At 69.8% G+C, this 18433-nt stretch carries 17 protein-coding genes; 14 read left to right on the plus strand and 3 right to left on the minus strand.

Annotated features, from left to right (window positions below; translation table 11 throughout):
- The first annotated feature begins 211 nt into the window (after positions 1–211).
- Positions 212–640, plus strand: a complete 429-nt coding sequence (locus tag FHS55_RS06235; protein ID WP_183189241.1) for a nucleoside deaminase — start codon at positions 212–214, stop codon at positions 638–640.
- Between the two features lie 22 nt (positions 641–662).
- Here the strand turns inward: FHS55_RS06235 and FHS55_RS06240 are convergent, their stop codons facing one another.
- The gene (locus FHS55_RS06240; protein ID WP_183188841.1) at positions 663–1685 is read right to left on the minus strand and encodes a polyprenyl synthetase family protein; all 1023 of its coding nucleotides are present in this window, start codon (positions 1683–1685) and stop codon (positions 663–665) included.
- Positions 1686–1893: 208 nt separating this feature from the next.
- Here FHS55_RS06240 and FHS55_RS06245 point away from each other — a divergent pair, with 208 nt between their 5' ends.
- The 8 genes from FHS55_RS06245 to FHS55_RS06280 all read left to right on the plus strand — a co-directional run bounded on the left by FHS55_RS06245 (position 1894) and on the right by FHS55_RS06280 (position 10028).
- On the plus strand, positions 1894–2118 hold the full coding sequence (locus FHS55_RS06245; RefSeq protein WP_183188842.1) for a putative signal transducing protein: 225 nt from the start codon (positions 1894–1896) through the stop codon (positions 2116–2118).
- A 62-nt stretch (positions 2119–2180) separates the two neighbouring features.
- Positions 2181–3014: a tRNA1(Val) (adenine(37)-N6)-methyltransferase gene (locus tag FHS55_RS06250; RefSeq protein ID WP_246339899.1), complete on the plus strand. Its 834-nt coding sequence runs from the start codon at positions 2181–2183 to the stop codon at positions 3012–3014.
- A 31-nt stretch (positions 3015–3045) separates the two neighbouring features.
- On the plus strand, positions 3046–3945 hold the full coding sequence (locus FHS55_RS06255) for a S49 family peptidase (protein ID WP_183188844.1): 900 nt from the start codon (positions 3046–3048) through the stop codon (positions 3943–3945).
- A 31-nt stretch (positions 3946–3976) separates the two neighbouring features.
- Positions 3977–4171: a hypothetical protein gene (locus FHS55_RS06260; protein WP_183188845.1), complete on the plus strand. Its 195-nt coding sequence runs from the start codon at positions 3977–3979 to the stop codon at positions 4169–4171.
- A gap of 151 nt (positions 4172–4322) precedes the next feature.
- A complete protein-coding gene (locus FHS55_RS06265; protein WP_183188846.1) occupies positions 4323–5531 on the plus strand; it encodes an efflux RND transporter periplasmic adaptor subunit in 1209 nt (402 codons plus the stop codon).
- A gap of 139 nt (positions 5532–5670) precedes the next feature.
- Positions 5671–7599 (plus strand): MacB family efflux pump subunit, encoded by a 1929-nt coding sequence (locus tag FHS55_RS06270; protein ID WP_183189242.1) that lies wholly within the window; start codon positions 5671–5673, stop codon positions 7597–7599.
- A 118-nt stretch (positions 7600–7717) separates the two neighbouring features.
- Positions 7718–9004 carry a phosphoribosylamine--glycine ligase gene (gene purD, locus FHS55_RS06275; RefSeq protein WP_183188847.1) on the plus strand — a complete coding sequence of 429 codons (1287 nt, stop codon included), beginning with the start codon at positions 7718–7720 and terminating at the stop codon, positions 9002–9004.
- Between the two features lie 70 nt (positions 9005–9074).
- Complete coding sequence (locus FHS55_RS06280) at positions 9075–10028, plus strand: patatin-like phospholipase family protein (protein WP_183188848.1); 954 nt, start codon at positions 9075–9077, stop codon at positions 10026–10028.
- A 12-nt stretch (positions 10029–10040) separates the two neighbouring features.
- Here FHS55_RS06280 and FHS55_RS06285 read toward each other — a convergent pair whose 3' ends face one another.
- Positions 10041–10364, minus strand: a complete 324-nt coding sequence (locus FHS55_RS06285) for a YnfA family protein (RefSeq protein ID WP_183188849.1) — start codon at positions 10362–10364, stop codon at positions 10041–10043.
- 9 nt (positions 10365–10373) lie between these two features.
- Entirely contained in the window at positions 10374–11267 is an 894-nt protein-coding gene (locus FHS55_RS06290; protein WP_183188850.1) for a 4-(cytidine 5'-diphospho)-2-C-methyl-D-erythritol kinase, read from the minus strand.
- 224 nt (positions 11268–11491) lie between these two features.
- Between FHS55_RS06290 and rimP the strand changes: the two genes are divergently transcribed.
- The 5 genes from rimP to rbfA all read left to right on the plus strand — a co-directional run bounded on the left by rimP (position 11492) and on the right by rbfA (position 18409).
- A complete protein-coding gene (gene rimP, locus FHS55_RS06295) occupies positions 11492–12343 on the plus strand; it encodes a ribosome maturation factor RimP (RefSeq protein ID WP_183188851.1) in 852 nt (283 codons plus the stop codon).
- Positions 12343–13962, plus strand: coding sequence for a transcription termination factor NusA (gene nusA, locus FHS55_RS06300; RefSeq protein WP_183188852.1), 1620 nt, complete (start codon positions 12343–12345; stop codon positions 13960–13962). Before rimP ends, nusA begins: the two co-directional genes overlap by 1 nt.
- Before the next feature lie 93 nt (positions 13963–14055).
- Complete coding sequence (locus FHS55_RS06305) at positions 14056–14787, plus strand: RNA-binding protein (RefSeq protein ID WP_183188853.1); 732 nt, start codon at positions 14056–14058, stop codon at positions 14785–14787.
- Positions 14788–14971: 184 nt separating this feature from the next.
- Positions 14972–17785 carry a translation initiation factor IF-2 gene (infB, locus tag FHS55_RS06310; RefSeq protein ID WP_183188854.1) on the plus strand — a complete coding sequence of 938 codons (2814 nt, stop codon included), beginning with the start codon at positions 14972–14974 and terminating at the stop codon, positions 17783–17785.
- 180 nt (positions 17786–17965) lie between these two features.
- On the plus strand, positions 17966–18409 hold the full coding sequence (gene rbfA / locus FHS55_RS06315) for a 30S ribosome-binding factor RbfA (RefSeq protein WP_183188855.1): 444 nt from the start codon (positions 17966–17968) through the stop codon (positions 18407–18409).
- Positions 18410–18433 lie beyond the last annotated feature (24 nt).

Consider the following 18433-nt stretch of genomic DNA (forward strand, 5'->3'; position numbering starts at 1 on the left):
CCGGTCCTTGGCGACGATCCGGAGTGCAAAGCGATATCCGTATTGGGGCGCGGGTGCTAGCACGTCCGTCGCCTTGAGGCGAGCATTTGCGGCGTGCGAGGGCGGCAAGCGGCGATCAGGTGAGCGAGAAGTGACCGAGCGGCAGAATACAGGCCCGGAATCGGGCCCGGAAACAGGCGCGGGATTGCGCTCGACATCGCGCGCCGGTTTCATGGATCTGGCGCTGGCCGAGGCCGGCAAGGCGGGCGCGCGCGGCGAGGTGCCGGTAGGCGCCGTGCTGGTGCGGGGTGGCGTGGTGATCGCCGCCGACGGCAATCGCACGCGCGAACGCGCCGACCCCTCCGCCCATGCCGAAATGCTGGTGGTGCGGGCGGCGGCGGCCCTCATCGGCAGCGACCGGCTGCCCGACTGCGATCTCTATGTGACGCTGGAGCCCTGCACCATGTGCGCGGGGCTGATCGCCTGGGCGCGGCTGCGCCGGCTCTATTACGGCGCGGCCGACCCCAAGGGCGGGGCGGTGGAAAGCGGCGTGCGCTTCTTCGCCCAGCCGAGCTGCCATCACCGTCCCGATATCTATGGCGGCCTCGGCGAGCGCGCGGCGGCGCAGTTGCTGCGCGATTTCTTCGCGGGGCGGCGGTAGGACGCTGAAAGCCGCTCGGCTTTCAGTTCACCCGCGAGATGCAGAACTCCACCACGTCGAGCAGCGCCCGCTTGGCCGGCCCGGCCGGGAAGAGGCCGAGCGCATCGCACGCCATGGAGCCATAATGGCGCGCACGCTTGACCGTGTCGGCGAGCGCCTGGTGGCATTCGAGCAGCCCGACGGCGCGCGCGAGGTCGCCCTCGCCGATCTCCCCGCGCTCCAGGCTGCGGCGCCAGAAGTCGCGCTCCTCCTCGGTTCCGCGGCGGAAGGCGAGGATGATCGGCAGGGTGATCTTGCCCTCGCGGAAATCGTCGCCGACATTCTTGCCGAGCGCGGCGCCGGAGCCGCCATAATCGAGCACGTCGTCGACGAGCTGGAAAGCGATGCCCAGATTCATGCCGTAGCTGCGGCAGGCGACCTGCTCCGCCTTGGGCCGCTCGGCCAGCACCGGCCCGACCTCGCAGGCGGCGGCGAACAGTTCGGCGGTCTTGCCACGGATGACGGCGAGATATTCGTCCTCGCTGGTGGCGGTGTTCTTGGCGGCGGCGAGCTGGGCCACCTCGCCCTCGGCAATGACCACGGCGGCGTTGGACAGAATGTCCAGCGCTGTGAGGTTGCCGACCTCGATCATCATGCGGAAGGCCTGGCCGAGCAGGAAGTCGCCCACCAGCACGCTCGCTTCGTTGCCCCACAGCATGCGGGCGGCGAGCTTGCCACGGCGCATCTCGCTGTCGTCGACCACGTCGTCATGCAGCAGCGTCGCCGTGTGCATGAACTCGACCGAGGCGGCGAGCTTGACCGCGCCATCGCCCTGATAGGCGGCGAGCCCGGCCGTGGCGAGGGTGAGCATCGGCCGCAGCCGCTTGCCGCCCGAGGAAATCAGGTGCTGCGCGACCTCCGGGATCATCGTCACGTCGGAGCCGGTACGCGAGAGGATCAGGGCGTTGACCCGCTCCATGTCCGCGCGGACCAGATTGACGATGCCCTCGATGGAGGGCGCGGCCGAGACCTCGGCGGCAGGATCGAAGGGCAGAACGACGGCCACGGGGTTCCTTCCGAATCTCTTCACCAAAACGCCAGCACGAGGTGTGAAGACCGGTTGTCGCGCGCGCGAAGCGCAACCCCGGCCGCCATCAACCCGAGCGCCGACCATCCCCATAGCGTAAATACGCCATTGACGGAAAGAGCCGAAGCCGTCGCCCAATCCCGCCCGGCCGGCTCTCATCGCCGCATGAACGTGGCATGATGGCGCCATGCGCGAACTCATCCGGACCAATGACATCGTTCTTCTCTCCGCCGTCGAGGCGCTGCTCGACGGGGCGGGAATCGGCCATCTCGTGCTGGATCAGCACATGAGCGTGATGGAAGGCTCGATCGGCCTGCTGCCGCGCCGCCTTCTGGTGGAGGAGGCGCGCCTGGCCGTCGCTCGCGCCCTGCTGAAGGAAGCCGGCCTCGGTGCCGAGCTTTCCGCACAATGACGGGCGAATTGGAAACGGACGCCGCGCCCGCGCCGCGCGAGCCTGGATGGGGTGAGCCGGAATTGACCGACGACGCTCTCCTCGGCGGGCGGCTTCATCTGCTGCAGCCGGCGCGGGGGCATCGCGCCGGGCACGACGCGCTGCTGCTGGCCGCCAGCGTGCCGGACGATGCGCGACGGGCGGTCGATCTCGGGGCCGGAATCGGGGCGGCGGGGCTGGCTTTGGCCACCCGCCTCGCGCGGGTTGCGCTCACGCTGGTGGAGATCGATCCCGCCACCGCCGCGCTGGCGGGCCACAATGCCGCCCGCCAGTCTCCCGATCTGTCGGCGCGGGTCAGCGTCGTGACCGGGGCGGTCGAGCGGGTAGGGCGTCCTTCGGGCCCGCCCGCGCCGGCGGCCGGGGCGGCCGATCTCGTGCTGATGAACCCGCCCTTCAACGACCCCGCCCGCCACCGCGTCTCCCCGCGCGCCAGCCGGGCGCTGGCGCACAGCGTGGCCGATGCCGGGATAGAGGCGTGGCTCACCGCCGCGGGGCGGCTGCTGGAGCCGGGCGGGCGGCTCGCGCTGATCCACCGGCCCGAGGCCATCGAGGCGCTCCTCACGCTTCTTCGCGGCCGTTTCGGTGCCGTGACGATCCGCCCCGTGCATCCGCGCCCCGAGGCGCCGGCGATCCGCCTGCTCATCGGAGCCATCAAGGGCCGGCGCACGCCGCCCGTGCTGCTCCCCGGTCTGGTGCTCGCCGGCGCGGATGGCCGGCCGAGCGTGGCGGCCGGGCGCATCCTGCGCGAGGGGGCGAGCGTGGAAGCGGCGCTGCGCGGTTCGCAGGGCACGTCGCTGGACTCGCTGCAGGACTCGCCGCAGGACACGCCGCTGGACTCTCGGCCGATGCCGGCTTGAGCCGGCCGATGCGACGCCCTATGTCTTGGGCATGGCCAATGCATCCTTCTTCGCCGAATTCCGCCGCCGCCTCGATCCTGTCCTGCCCGCACGGTTGCGCGCGGGTACCGCCATCGTGCCGGTGGTGCGGCTCAGCGGCGCGATCGGCATGTCGCGGCCGTTCAATCCCGGCATCACCTTCGCCAATACGGCGCGGGTGCTCGACCGCGCCTTCGCGGTGAAGGGGGCGAAAGCGGTGGCGCTGGTGATCAACTCGCCCGGCGGCTCACCGGTGCAGTCGCATCTCGTCCATCGCCGCATCCGCCTGCTGGCGGAGGAAAAGAACCTCCCGGTCATCGCCTTCGTCGAGGATGTGGCGGCGTCCGGCGGCTATATGATCGCCAGCGCCGCCGACGAGATCGTCGCCGATCCGTTTTCCATCGTCGGCTCGATCGGCGTGGTGAGCGCCGGCTTCGGCTTCAACCGCGCGCTCGACAAGCTCGGCATCGACCGGCGTGTCTACACCGCTGGCGAGAGCAAGGTGATCCTCGACCCGTTCCAGCCGGAAAAGGCGGAGGATGTCGAGCGGCTGAAGGCGTTGCAGAAGGAAATTCATGACGCCTTTGTCGGGCTGGTGCGCCAGCGGCGCGGCGACGTGCTCAGCCATGACGAGGCGACGCTGTTCTCCGGTGCGTTCTGGACCGCGACGCAGGCGCAGGAACTCGGCCTTGTCGATGCCATCGGCGAGATCCGCTCGTTTCTGCGCGCGCGCTATGGCGAGAAGGTCGTGACACCGCTGATCGAGGGCAAGAGCGGCCTGTTCAGCCGGCGCGTTCCCGGCATTGCCGGCCTCGACGCGGGCGCCATGGCGCCGGCGATCGGTGCCGGCATCGCCGAGAACCTGCTCGCCGTCGCCGAGGAGCGTTCGCTCTGGAACCGGTACGGCCTATGATCATTCTGCCCCGCGAATGGGAAATCGCACCATGCCGCCTGTGATCGTGCTCGCCCTCGGTGCCATGGGTGCCGCGGCTCTGGTCAAGCTTCTGGCCGGCGAATCGCGCCGCGTGAATGCCGAACTCGATGCCGCCCGGCGGGCGGAAGAGGCCAATGTGCCGGCGACCCGCGTGACCTTGCGTCGCGACCCGAAGACCGGCGAGTACCGACCCTTCGATTCCTGAGCCAACAGGCCGACCGGCGGCTGCGTTACTGCGGTAATAGTTGTTGGAATGGCTCCAATATGATGGCGTGGTCCATCATTACAGGGAATTCACTTTTTACGCTGGCGGTTCGGCCTTATCCCCGAGGAGAATGGTTCGGGCGAGCGGGGCGATGTTGCAGAGGTCGGAAGGCGGTTGGACGGCAGGCACGCGGGCGACGCGGCGGCGCCGCTGGTCGGGCGTGCTGCTGCTGCTCGTGCTGGGCGGCGCGGGCGGGGGCTATGCGTATTACCGCCACCTCGCCGCCGAGGCGCAGGCGGTGCCGGCCTACCAGACCGCGAAGGTCGAGCGCGGCGATATCGAGACCACCGTCACCGCCATCGCCAACATGCAGCCGAAGAACTATGTCGATGTCGGCACGCAGGTCTCCGGCCAGCTGCGCCGCATCGATCCCGATGTCGGCGCGGTGGTGAAGAAGGACGACCTCCTCGCCGAGATCGACCCCACCGTCTACCAGACCCGGGTGGCCGGCGATCGCGCCAGCCTCGACAATCTGCGCGCCCAGCTGGCGCAGGCGCAGGCCCAGCTCACCCTCGACCGGCTGCGCAACCAGCGCGCCCAGCAATTGCTCGCCAACCAGTCCGGCAGCCGCGACGCGGCGGACGCCGCCGACGCGACCGAACGGATCAGCGTTGCCAAGATCGACGCGCTCAAGGCGCAGATCGCCCAGACCCAGGCGACGCTGGACGGCGATCTCGCCAATCTCGGCTACACCAAGATCTACGCGCCCATGGATGGAACGGTGGTCTCGATCACCGCCCGCGAGGGCTCGACGCTGAACGCCAACCAGTCCGCCCCCATCGTGCTGCGCATCGCCGACCTGCAGACCATGACGGTGACGGCCCAGGTGGCGGAAGGCGACATTCCCCGCATCCGCATCGGCACGCCGGCCTATTTCTCCACTCTCGGCCTGCCCGACCGGCGCTGGCAGGGGCAGGTGCGGCAGATCGAGCCGACCCCGACCATCGTCAACGACGTGGTACTCTACAACGTGCTGATCGACGTGCCGAACGAGGACCTGACGCTCATGACCAACATGACCGCGCAGGTGTTCTTCCGCCTCGGCGAGGCCAGGGACGTGCCGCTGGTGCCCACGCAGGCGCTGCGGACCCGCCGCGACGGCTCGCATGTCGTGAAGGTGGTCACCCCGGGCGGCACCGAGGATCGCGTGGTGCAGACCGGCCTGTCCAACCGCACGGTGACGCAGATCGTCGAAGGGCTGGAGCCTGGCGAGACGGTCGTCACCGGCGCCAGCGCGGGTGCCGCGGCTCCCCGCCCGCCCGGCCAGCCGCGCCCCTCCATGCCGCCCCGGCTTGGCTGAGGCCGTCATGGAGGAGGTCGCCCGCCCCGCCCCCACCCCCGCCCCCACCCCCGCCCCCGGCCCCGTCTGCCGGCTCGATGCCGAGGAGGAGATCGCGCGCCGGGCCGCCGCGTCGGCCACCGGCGCGGCCCTTCGCCCGATGGTCGAATTGGACGATGTCAGCCGCATCTATCCCAATGGCGAGAGCGTGGTGCGCGCGCTCGACCGTGTTTCGCTCACCATCATGCCCGGTGAGTTCGTTGCCATCATGGGCCAGTCCGGCTCGGGCAAGTCGACGCTGATGAACATTATCGGCTGCCTCGACCGTCCCTCGGCCGGCGCCTACCGCGTCGACGGCGTCGACGTCGCCGCGCTCGACAAGGATGCGCTGGCGGCGCTGCGCTGTTCGACCTTCGGCTTCGTGTTCCAGCGCTACAACCTGCTGCCGACCCTCACGGCGGCGGAGAATGTCGAGATCCCCTCCATCTATGCCGGCGCGGCCAAGGAGCCGCGCGTCGAGCGCGCCCATGTGCTGCTGGAGCGCCTCGGCCTCGGCGACCGCAGCGCGCACCGGCCCGGCCAGCTCTCCGGCGGCCAGCAGCAGCGCGTTTCCATCGCCCGCGCGCTGATGAACGCCGCCCCGATCATTCTCGCCGACGAGCCCACCGGCGCGCTCGATTCGCGCTCGGGCGAGGAAGTGCTGGCGCTGCTGCGGGAGCTGAACGGGGAGGGCCACACGGTCATCCTCATCACCCATGACCCCGATGTCGCGGCCCATGCGCGGCGCGTCGTGCGCTTCCAGGACGGGCGCATCGTCTCCGACGAGCGGCGGGAGGAGGAGCCGGCCCGCGTGCCGTTGCCCGCCGTCGGCCCGGCGCGGCGCGGCGGGCTCGCCCGCTTCGTGCCCGACGTGGCCGAAGCCGTGCGCATGGCCTTTTCCTCGATGCACGCCAATATTTTCCGCACCGCGCTGACGCTGCTCGGCATCGTCATCGGCGTCGCCTCGGTCATCACCATGCTGGCGGTGGGCGATGGCGGCAAGGCGCGGGTGATGGAGCGCATCGCGCAGATCGGCACCAACCTGCTCATCATTCGTCCCGGCGCGGTGGGCGTGCGCTCCTCCGGCGACAATGCCACGCTGCTGCCGGAGGATGCGGAGGCGCTGCGCGCCGTTCCCGGCATCGCCGATGTGGCGCCCGAGCGCACCGGCCGCTACACGCTGCGCTTCGGCTCGGAAGATTATTTCACCACGGTCACCGGCACCAGTGCCGATTATCTGGCAGCCCGCGACTGGCCGATCGCCAAGGGTGTGATGTTCACGGCGGACGACGTGCGTGCCTATGCCCCTGTTATCGTGCTGGGACAGACCGTGGCCACCAACCTGTTCGGCGAGGATGACCCGCTCGGGCGCTACATCCTCGTGAAGAACGTGCCCTATGAGGTGATCGGCATCCTCGCCGCCCGCGGCGCCAACGCCTTCGGGCAGGATCAGGACGACGTCGCGCTGGTGCCGCTCTCCACCGGCTTCGTGCGGATCTTCGGCCGCCGCTTCGTCAACTCCGTCACCGTGAAGGTGGAGAACGCCGCCGACATTCCGCGCGTCGAGGCCGACGTCACCCGCATCATCACGGATCGCCACCAGGCGGAGGACTTCCAGGTACGCAACACCGCGCAGTTCCTGGAAACCGCTGTGGAGACCCAGAACACGCTCACTCTCGTGCTGGGCTGCGTCGCCGCCATCTCGCTGCTGGTGGCCGGCATCGGGGTCATGAACATCATGCTGGTGAGCGTGACCGAGCGCACCCGCGAGATCGGCATACGCATGGCGACGGGCGCGCGCATGAGCAACATCATGCTGCAGTTCAACACCGAGGCGCTTGTCGTGTGCGGCGTCGGCGGGGCGGTGGGCGTCGCGCTCGGCATCGGCGTCGCGGTGCTGCTGGAGAGTCTCGGCGTCAGCATCGTGCTCAGCCTGCTGCCGCCGCTGCTGGCCTTTGGCTGCGCCTTCCTCACCGGGCTGATCTTCGGCTACCTGCCGGCGCGCAAGGCGGCCGGGCTCGATCCCGTGGTGGCGCTCGCCTACGAGTAGGCGACGCATGCGCCGCGCGACGGGCCGACGCGCGACGGGCCGACGTGCGACGGGTCTTGCCCCCTGCCGCCCGAACGTTTAGGCGAAGCACGGACACCGGCGGCTGGAGGCACTCGGCATGAACGTTCTTCTGCTCGGCTCGGGCGGCCGCGAGCATGCGCTCGCCTGGAAGCTGGCGCAGAGCCCGCTCATTGAGGGCTTCTTCGCCGTGCCGGGAAATCCCGGTATCGCCGACTACGCGACCTGTTTCGAGGGCATTGCGCTCACCGACCACGACGCCATCGTCGCGCTGTGCGGGGCGTATCGGATCGACCTCGTGGTGGTCGGCCCCGAGGCGCCGCTGGTCGAGGGCATTGCCGACCGGCTGATCAACGAGGGCATCGCGGTGTTCGGTCCGCGCCAGGTCGCGGCGCAGCTGGAAGGCTCCAAGCTCTTCACCAAGGAATTGTGCAAGGCGCACAACATCCCGACCGCCGCTTTCGGCCGGTTCGACGACCGCGAAGCCGCCCGCGCCTATGTCGAGCGCCACGGCGCGCCCATCGTGCTCAAGGCCGACGGGCTGATGGCCGGCAAGGGCGTCATCGTCGCGTTGACGCTGGACGAGGCGCTGGCCGGGATCGACGAGGTCTTCGCCATGGGCGGGTCGGAGGCGGGCTTTCGCACCGAGATCCTCATCGAGGAATTTCTCGAAGGCGAGGAAGTCTCCTTCTTCTGCCTCGTCGACGGCGAGACCGTGCTGCCCTTCGGCTCGGCGCAGGACCACAAGCGCGCCTTCGATGGCGACGAGGGCCCCAATACCGGCGGCATGGGCGCCTACTCGCCCGCGCCCATCTTCACCGCCGAGATCGAGCGCCGGGTGCTCGGTGAGATCATCAAGCCCACCGCGCGCGCGCTCGCCGATGCCGATTGCCCCTATCGGGGCGTGCTGTTCGCCGGGTTGATGATCACCACCAAGGGCCCCAAGCTCATCGAATACAATGTCCGCTTCGGCGATCCCGAATGCCAGGCGCTGATGCTGCGGCTCGACGCCGACCTGCTGCCGCTGCTCCACGCGGTGGCGACCGGGCGGCTGGAGAGCCAGCCGGTGCCGCTCAAGCCCGAGGCGGCGATCACCGTGGTCATGGCGGCGCGCGGCTATCCCGGCAGCTATTCCAAGGGCTCGCGCATCTCGGGCATCGGCGCGGCGGAGAGCATTCCCGGCGTGAAGGTGTTCCACGCCGGGACACGGCGCGAGGGCGCGGCGATTCTCGCCAATGGCGGGCGCGTGCTCAACATCGCGGCCATCGGCGGCAATGTGGCCGAGGCGCGCGAGCGCGCCTATGACGGCGCGGCGCTGATCGACTGGCCGGAAGGCTTCTATCGTCGCGATATCGCCTGGCGCGCGCTGGGGAGCGACACCAGATAGAGCGTGCGCCGCAGCATTTCCCAACAAATGCCGCGGTCGCAGGCCAGTCAGGGGCGGGACAGGAAGCATCATGAACGACCTCGCGGCAGCCCCCGATCTCTCCGTGACACAGAAGGCCCGCCGCTCTCCCCGCGCGGCGCCGGCCTATGACGGCATCGTCGTCTCCGGCGAGCACAGCCCCGCCCCGCCCGCGCCGGGGCCGCGCATCGCGGTGGCGCTCGGCTCGGGCGGAGCGCGCGGCCTCTCGCATGTTCTCGTGCTGGAGGCGCTGGACGATCTCGGCGTGAAGCCGGTGGCGCTGGCGGGCGCTTCCATTGGCGCGCTGTTCGCCAGCGTCTATGCCGCCGGCATGCCCGCCCGCGAGTTGCGCCAGCTGGTCGCCCACACGCTGCGCAATCGCGGCGAGGTGATGCGGCGCCTGCTGGCGGCCCGGGTGGGGCGCATCTCCCATCTCTTCGCCGGGCTCGGCAATCCCGTGCTGATCGATGCCGAGCAGATGATTGCCGGCTTTCTCCCCGACATCGTGCCCGAGACCTTCGAGGAGCTCGGCATTCCGCTGCAGGTGGTGGCGACCGATTACTGGGGCCGCTGCGAGCGCATGTTCGAACAGGGCCCGATCCGCCCGGCGGTGGCGGCCTCGCTCGCCATTCCGGGGCTGATGCGCCCCGTCCAGCATGGCGGGCACACGCTGGTCGATGGTGGCGCGGTCAACCCGCTGCCCTTCGACCTGCTGCGCGCCCGGGCCGATATCGTGCTGGCGGTCGACATTACCGGCGGCCATGGCACGGAAATGCGCGGCGTGCCGGCGCCGTTCGAGGCGATGTTCGCCACGCTGCAGATCATGGCCTCGTCGATTGTCGGCGAGAAGCTGAAGAACGGCGCGCCGGACATCCTGATCCGGCCCAACGTGCATGATTTCCGCGTGCTGGAATTCTTCCGCTTCGCCGCCATCTTCAAGGCCTCCGAACCGGCCAAGGATGAGGTGAAGCGCCGCCTCGCCGCCGCGCTGGAGCGGGTTCTCTAGCGCACGCCGTCTCTAGCCGCGCGGGCCGAACACCACGATGGCGGCGCCGGCGAGGCAGACCGCGCCGCCCAGCAGGTCCCAGCGATCGGGCCGGAAGCCCTCCACCTGCCACAGCCAGACGAGCGACGCGGCGACATAGATCCCGCCATAGGCGGCGAAAGCGCGCCCGGCCATCGGCGCATCGACCTGCGTCAGCACGCCGGCGAAGGCGATCAGGCTCGCCACGCCCGGCGCCAGCCACAGCGCGCTCGCCCCGCTGCGCACCACCGCCCAGAAGGCGAAGCAGCCGGCGATCTCCAGCAGGGCGGCGAGGACGAAGAGCAGGGCGGTGTGCATTACTTTCCCTCAGCCGAGGATGGTCGACTTCACCCACCAACCGGGATGAGCGGCGGCGACCTGCTTGCCGGCCCGCGCGGCGGCGCGGCAGTCCGGATAGAGCGCGAACATGGTCGCACCGGAGCCCGACATGCGCACGAGCCGCACCTCCGGCGTCGCCCGCAGCGCGCTCGCCACATCGTCCAGAACCGGGGCGAGGCGACGGGCGGGCGGCTCGAGGTCGTTCGGCTCGTCCATCAACCAGGCCAGCGCCGGCCCCTGCGCGACAAAGGCCGGGACGGGCCTGGCGGCGGCGAGCGTCGTGCCCGGTGTGAGGGCGAGGGCGCGGAACACGTCCGGTGTCGGCACCGGCACGCGCGGATTGACCAGCAGCGCGCCGAACCGGGGCAGCGCGAGCGGGGTGATTGCTTCACCGCGCCCGGCCATCCGGCAGCTTCGGCTGTACAGGCAGGCCGGCACATCCGAGCCGGTGGCCAGCGCGGCGGCGAACAGGCGCGCATCGCCCCGTGGCAGGCCGTTCGCCCGCGCCAGCAGCCGCAGCGCGGCGGCCGCGTCCGCCGATCCGCCGCCAATGCCCGCCGCGACCGGCAGGCGCTTGTCGAGTGTGAAACGCCCGGTGACGAGGCCGGGAATCCGCGCGACCAGGTCGCGCGCGGCCCGCAGCACGAGATTGTCCGGGTCCGCCGCCAGTGTCCCCGCGCCCGGCCCGGCGAGGTCCAGCGCGAGTTCGTCCCCCGGCTGCAGCGTCAGCCGGTCGCCCGCGCCGGCAAAGGCGACCACGCTCGACAATTCGTGATAACCGTCCGCGCGCCGTCCGAGCACGCGCAGCGACAGGTTCACCTTGGCCGGCGCGCGCTCGGTCAGAACAGGGGATTCAACGCGGGGAGGGCGGCTCTCGGGCATGGTCCGCTTATGCGATGGAGCGCCGCTGCCGGCAAGCGGGGGAACCGCCCGCCGCACCCCGGCCGCACCCCGGCCGCCGCTCGGCTTGCGCCGGTCCGTCATTTGGATGTATAAGACGGTCATTCACTAATTCTCATAGCGACTATCTGGTCGGTTGAGAGTGGGTTCCGCCACCGGAGCCCGCTCTTTTTGCATTACGGGCCGTGTGGGTCCGGGCAGGACGGATGAGCGAACAAGACAATCACCCCGCTGAAGAGATCGTCGCACCGGCTAGCGGTGCCGGCGAACCCCGCCTTGACGAACCCCGCCTCGTGACCGAGGCCGGACCGGCCGCGCGCGTCGCCGGCATCGTCGCGCCGGTGCTGGAAGGTCTCGGCTTCCGGCTGGTGCGGGTGAAGATCACCGGCGGCCATTCGCCGACGCTGCAGATCATGGCCGAGCGGCCGGATGGCGGCTTCGGCATCGAGGAATGCGAGGCGGCCAGCCGCGCCATCTCGCCCGTGCTCGATGTCGAGGACCCGATTTCCGGCGCCTACAACCTCGAAATGTCCTCGCCCGGCATCGACCGGCCGCTGGTGCGCATCTCCGATTTCGAGCGCTGGGCCGGCCATGAGGTGAAGGTCGAGATGGCCGTGCCGGTGGAGGGGCGCAAGCGCTTCCGCGGCCTGCTGATCGGCGCGAAGGACGGCGCGGCGCTGGTTCGCCTGCCCGACGCGCCGGCCGGGTCGCCCGATACGGCGACGCTGCCGATCGCCGATATCGGCGAGGCGCGCCTCGTCATGACCGAAGCGCTCATCCGCGAGGCCCTGCGCCGCGACAAGGCGCTGCGCGAGGGCGCGGGGATCGACGAGGACGATATCGACACCGCCGACCTGGGCGATGCCCCTCTCGACGGCGATGACGAGGGCGACGACGCGGGGGCCGGCGAGGCCGTCGCCGTCCGCGTGGTGCCGCCGAAGAAGATGCCCGTCCGCGGCAAGCCGAAGGCCAAGGCGATGCTGAAGCCCAAGGGCGCGGCAAAGCCTGGCAAGAAGTCCAACGCCAAACGCACATCCACCGCGAAGGAGATCCACTGATGGCAGTGGTCAGCGCAAACCGGCTCGAACTCCTGCAGATCGCCGACGCGGTCGCGCGGGAGAAATCGATCGACCGGAGCATCGTCATCGCCGCCATGGAAGATGCGATCGCCAAGGCGGCCCGCTCGCGCTACGGCGCCGAGACCGACATCCACGCCGAGATCAATGCGCGCACCGGTGAGCTGCGCCTCGCCCGCCATCTGCTGGTCGTCGATCAGGTGGACAATCCGTCCACCGAGATCGAGATCGTCTCCGCCCGCCGGCACAACCCGGCGGCGCAGGTTGGCGACACCATCGCCGACACGCTGCCGCCCTTCGACTTTGGCCGCATCGCCGCGCAGTCCGCCAAGCAGGTGATCGTGCAGAAGGTGCGCGAGGCCGAGCGCGACCGGCAGTACGAGGAATTCAAGGACCGCATCGGCGAGGTCATCAACGGCGCGGTCAAGCGGGTCGAATATGGCAACGTGGTCGTGGACCTCGGCAAGGGCGAAGCCTCGCTGCGCCGCGACGAGCTGCTGCCGCGCGAAGTGTTCAAGGTCGGCGACCGCATCCGCGCCTATGTCTATGACGTGCGCCGCGAACTGCGCGGCCCGCAGATCTTCCTGTCGCGCACCCATCCCCAGTTCATGTCGAAGCTGTTCGCGCAGGAAGTGCCGGAAATCTATGACGGCATCGTCGAGATCAAGGCCGTGGCCCGCGATCCGGGCTCGCGTGCCAAGATCGCCGTGACCTCCCGCGATTCCTCGGTCGATCCGGTCGGCGCCTGCGTCGGCATGCGCGGCTCGCGCGTGCAGGCGGTGGTGAACGAGCTGCAGGGCGAGAAGATCGACATCATTCCGTGGTCGGACGACGTCGCCACGTTCATCGTCAACGCCCTCGCCCCGGCCGAAGTGGTCAAGGTCGTGCTTGACGAGGATCGCGAGCGTATTGAAGTCGTGGTCCCGGATGCCCAATTAAGCCTGGCGATCGGCCGTCGCGGTCAGAATGTCCGCCTTGCGTCCCAGCTCACCGGCTGGGACATCGACATCATGACCGAAGCGGAAGAGAGCGAGCGGCGGCAGAAGGAATTCGCCGAGCGCTCGAAGATTTTCGCCGAGGCGCTCGACCTCGACGAGATGATGGGCCAGCTTCTGGCCTCGGAAGGCTTCTCGAATGTCGAGGAGATCGCCTATGTCCCGGTCAACGAACTCGCTTCCATCGAGGGCTTCGACGAGGACACGGCGCAGGAACTGCAGAACCGCGCGCTGAACCATCTGGCGCAGGTCGAGGCGGATTTCGACGCCCGCCGCCGCGAGCTCGGCGTCGCGGACGAACTGCGCGACGTGCCGGGCGTGACCTCGCCCATGCTGGTGGCGTTCGGTGAGAACGACATCAAGACGGTCGAGGATCTTGCCGGCTGTGCCACCGATGATCTCACCGGCTGGACCGAGCGCAAGGATGGCGAGACCGTGCGCATCTCCGGCGCGCTGGAAGGTTTCCAGCTGTCGCGCGAGGATGCCGAGGCGCTGATCATGCGGGCCCGCGTGAAGGCCGGCTGGATCGAGGCCGACGAGGTCGTCGCCGAGGAAGGCGAAGAAGAAGCCGAAGCCGAGGTCGAGGCGGACGAGACCCGCGCCTGAGGCGTGGGGTTCGGTCCCTGAGGTCCAAGGCTGGTGAGCAGGAGCGTGGCACCCGTGCAGGCAGAGGCGGCATCGGACGGGGCGGAGGCGGACATGTCCGCGTCGGTCCCCGCCAGCGACACCGCGGCCCCTGTCGGGGTTGACGTCGGTGCGGACGCGGCGGGCGATGTGCCCGGTGACGTTCCGGCCGTGGAAGCCGATGCCGTGGAGACCGACGAGGGACCGGAGACGGTCCGTCGGGCGCTGACGCGGCTCTGCCTCGCCACGCGCACCGTGAAGCCGGTGGGGGAACTCATCCGCTTCGTGGTGGGTCCCGACGGCCTTGTGGTGCCGGACATCGCCGCCCGGCTCCCCGGGCGGGGCGCCTGGGTCACGGCCCGGCGCGACTCGGTGACCGAGGCGATGAAGAGGAAGGCCTTCGGGCGGGCCTTCCGCGGCAAGGGTCGCGCCGATCCGGCGCTGCCCGAGCTGGTCGGGCAGCTGCTCGAGAAGGACGCGCTCGGCGCCCTCGCCCTCGCCAACAAGGCGGGGCAGGTGGTGACGGGCAACATGAAGGTGATCGACGCCCTCACGGGCGGAAAGGTCGCCGTGCTGGTGCATGCCCGCGACGCCGCTCCCGACGGGGCCGGCAAGCTCGACGGGCTGGCCCGGCGCATCGTTGAGGCGGGCGGACGCAAGATCGCCCGCATCGATGCCTTCCCCGGCGTGCAATTGGACTTGGCGCTAGGGCGGGCAAATGTGGTACATGCTGCGCTGCTTGCGCATCCGACCAGCGCGGGCTTTCTCGCGCGTGTCAGACGACTTGAAGGCTGGTACGCCGACTAAGGGCAGTTCAGCGTTCGGATGGAACCATCCGGGCGACGAGAAAATGCTTCAGTCTCAATGAGCTGGAGCATTTTCTCGTCGATCAGGTGTTTCCATCTGAACCTTGAAGGCCCCGCATTGAGGCAGGCGGACCGCAGGTGACGCATTCCCGCAAGGGGCGGGGATGCACAGGAACGGATATCGAATGACCGATACGAAGAACCCGGGCGAGAAGACGGTGGGCGTTGGCCAGGGGACTGGCCAGGGGGGGAAGACCCTCACGCTCAAGCGACCTGTCGAGCAGGGCGTCGTCCGCCAGAGCTTCAGCCATGGGCGGTCCAAGTCCGTCGTGGTGGAGAAGGTGAAGCGCCGTGTCCTCGGCCCGGGCGACAAGCCCGAGGCGCCGCAGGCCGCGTCGCCGGCACCTTCTTCCCCGGGACCGTCCGCCCAGCCGCAGGCTCCGCGCCCCGCGCCCAGCAACGTGCAGACTCGCCCGCCGCTGCGCACCCAGCCATCGCCCAACGCCAATCTGTCGGGTCCGCGCCCGGCGCCGCAGGGCTCGCGCCCGGGCGGCGTGGTGCTGCGCTCGCTGACCGAGGAAGAGGCTCGCGCCCGTACCGCCGCGCTGCAGGACGCCCGCCTGCGCGAGGTCGAGGAGCGCCGCCGCGCCGAGGAAGAAGCCGTCCGCCGCGCCGAGCGCGAGGCGCGCGAGAAGATCGAGCGCGAGGCCGCCGAAGCGCGCAAGCGTGAGGAAGAGGCCCGCCGCGCCTTCGAGGAAGAAGCCAAGCGCAAGTCCGAGCAGGAGGCGCGCAAGCGCTTCGGCGAGGAAAACCCCGGCCATGCCGGCGCTGCCGCGTCGTCGCAGGGGGCTGCGCCGGCCTCGGCGCCGCGCGGGGGGGCGTCTGCCCCGGCCGCTTCGCGTCCCGGTTCGTCCGGTCCTCGCACGACCACGCCCGCGCCGACCGCCGCCACCCCGGCGGGTGCGCCGCGCGTGGCGACGCCGCGCAGCAACCCGGCCATGGACGCCGAGGAAGACGATCGCCGTCCGGTTCGCCGGGGTCCCGGTGGCGCGCCCGCGCGTCCCGCCGTCCCCGCCAAGCCGACCCGTCCGGCTGCCGGGCCTGAGAAGAGCCGCGGCCGCCTGACCGTCGTCACCGCCCAGTCGGGTGATGACGAGCGCCAGCGTTCGGTGGCCTCGTTCCGCCGCCGCACCCAGCGCATGAGCGGCCATCGCCATGTCGAGACCAAGGAAAAGATCGCCCGCGAGGTCACGGTCCCGGAGACGATCTCCATCCAGGAACTCGCCAACCGCATGGCCGAGCGCGCGGTCGACGTCATCCGCCTGCTGATGAAGCAGGGCCAGATGGTGAAGATCACCGACGTGATCGACGCCGATACCGCCCAGCTGCTGGCCGAGGAACTCGGCCACACCGTGCGCCGCGTCGCCGAATCCGACGTCGAGGAAGGCCTGTTCGACACGGCCGACACCGACGAGGAACTGGTGTCGCGTCCTCCGGTCGTCACCATCATGGGCCATGTCGACCACGGCAAGACCTCGCTGCTCGACGCCATCCGCAAGGCCAACGTCGTCTCCGGCGAGGCCGGTGGCATCACCCAGCATATCGGTGCCTATCAGGTGACCTCGCCGCTCGGCGGCAAGATCACCTTCATCGATACGCCCGGCCATGCGGCGTTCACCGCCATGCGCGCCCGCGGCGCCAAGGTGACGGACATCGTGGTGCTGGTCGTGGCTGCCGATGACGGCGTCATGCCGCAGACGATCGAGGCGATCAACCACGCCCGCGCCGCCAAGGTGCCGCTGATCGTGGCCATCAACAAGGTCGACAAGCCCGATGCGAAGCCGGAGCGCGTGCGCACCGAGCTGCTGCAATACGAGGTCCAGGTCGAAAGCCTCGGCGGCGACACGCTCGAAGTGGAAGTGTCGGCCAAGGCGCAGACCAACCTCGACAAGCTGCTGGAAGCCATCACGCTGCAGGCGGAAGTGCTCGACCTCAAGGCCAATCCCAACCGCGTCGCGGAAGGTACGGTCATCGAGGCCAAGCTCGATCGGGGCCGGGGTCCGGTGGCGACCGTGCTGGTGCAGCGCGGCACGCTGCATGTCGGCGACATCGTCGTTGCCGGCGCCGAATTCGGCCGCGTGCGCGCGCTGATCGACGACAAGGGCGCCAATGTCACCGCGGCGGGCCCGTCCTTCCCGGTCGAGGTGCTCGGCTTCAACAGCACGCCGGAGGCGGGCGACCGTCTCGCCGTGGTGGAGAACGAGGCCCGCGCCCGCGAGATCACCGACTATCGTCAGCGCCAGAAGCGCGAGAAGGCGGCGGCCCGTTCCGCCACCATCCGCGGGTCGCTGGAGCAGATGATGAGCCAGGCCAAGACGACCGGCCGGAAGGAATTCCCGCTCATCATCAAGGGTGACGTGTCCGGCTCGGTCGAGGCGATCATCTCCTCGCTGGAGAAGCTCGGCACCGACGAAGTGCAGGCCCGCATCATCCATTCCGGCGCGGGCGGCGTGAACGAGAGCGACGTGACGCTGGCCGAGACGGCCGGCGCGGCGATCATCGCGTTCAACGTGCGCGCTAACAAGGAAGCCCGCGATGCGGCCGAGCGTGCCGGCATCGAGATCCGCCAGTACAACATCATCTACGACCTGGTGGATGACGTGAAGGCGGCGATGGGCGGCCTGCTGGCGCCGATCAACCGCGAGACCATGCTCGGCAATGCCGTGATCAAGGAGATCTTCGCGGTCTCCAAGGTGGGCAAGGTCGCCGGTTGCCTTGTTACCGACGGTGTCGTCGAGCGCGGCCAGCATGTCCGCCTCATCCGCGACAACGTGGTGATCCACGAAGGCAAGCTGTCGACGCTCAACCGCTTCAAGGATGCGGTCAACGTCGTGCAGTCGGGCCAGGAGTGCGGCATGTCCTTCGAGAACTACCAGGACATGCGTGCCGGCGACACGATCGAGTGCTACCGCGTCGAGGTCGTGCAGCGCACGCTCTGACGTGTGCCGCTCTCTGCCGCTCCCCGTGCGCGGGGAGCGCGCGCCCCGCGCAGGCTCGGCATACGTCGTTGGCCGGGCGCGGATTTTCCACGGGAGCGAGCGGTCCAAGCCCGCTCGCTCCGGTCGAGGCCGGCCCCATCGATCCGGTTCACCGGCGGGGGCCTTGAAGGTTTGTGAATCATGAAGAACAAAGCGAGCTCGGGCGCAGGCCCGAGCCAGCGCCAGTTGCGCGTGGGCGAACTGGTGCGCCATGCCCTGGCCGATATCCTCGCGCGCGGCGATGTCGCGGATCCGGCCCTGTCCAAGGTGCTGATCACCGTTCCCGAGGTGCGGATGAGCCCGGACCTGAAGATCGCCACCTGTTTCGTCATGCCGCTCGGCGGCAAGGATCCGAAGGCGGCGATCGAGGCGCTGGCGACCAACGCCAAGCCGCTGCGCGGGGAAATCGCCCGCCGGGTGGAGCTGAAATTCGTGCCCGAGCTGCGCTTCCGCATCGATACCTCCTTCGAGGAGGGGGGACGCATCGACGCGCTGCTGCGGTCGCCGCAAGTGCAGCGCGATCTCGACAGGAACGACGACGACAAGAACGACGACGGCCAGAACGACCACGAGGACGCCCGATGAACGCCCCCTTCGCCCAGCAGGCGC

The sequence above is a fragment of the Ancylobacter tetraedralis genome, from assembly GCF_014195655.1.
Classification (GTDB): Bacteria; Pseudomonadota; Alphaproteobacteria; order Rhizobiales; family Xanthobacteraceae; genus Ancylobacter; species Ancylobacter tetraedralis.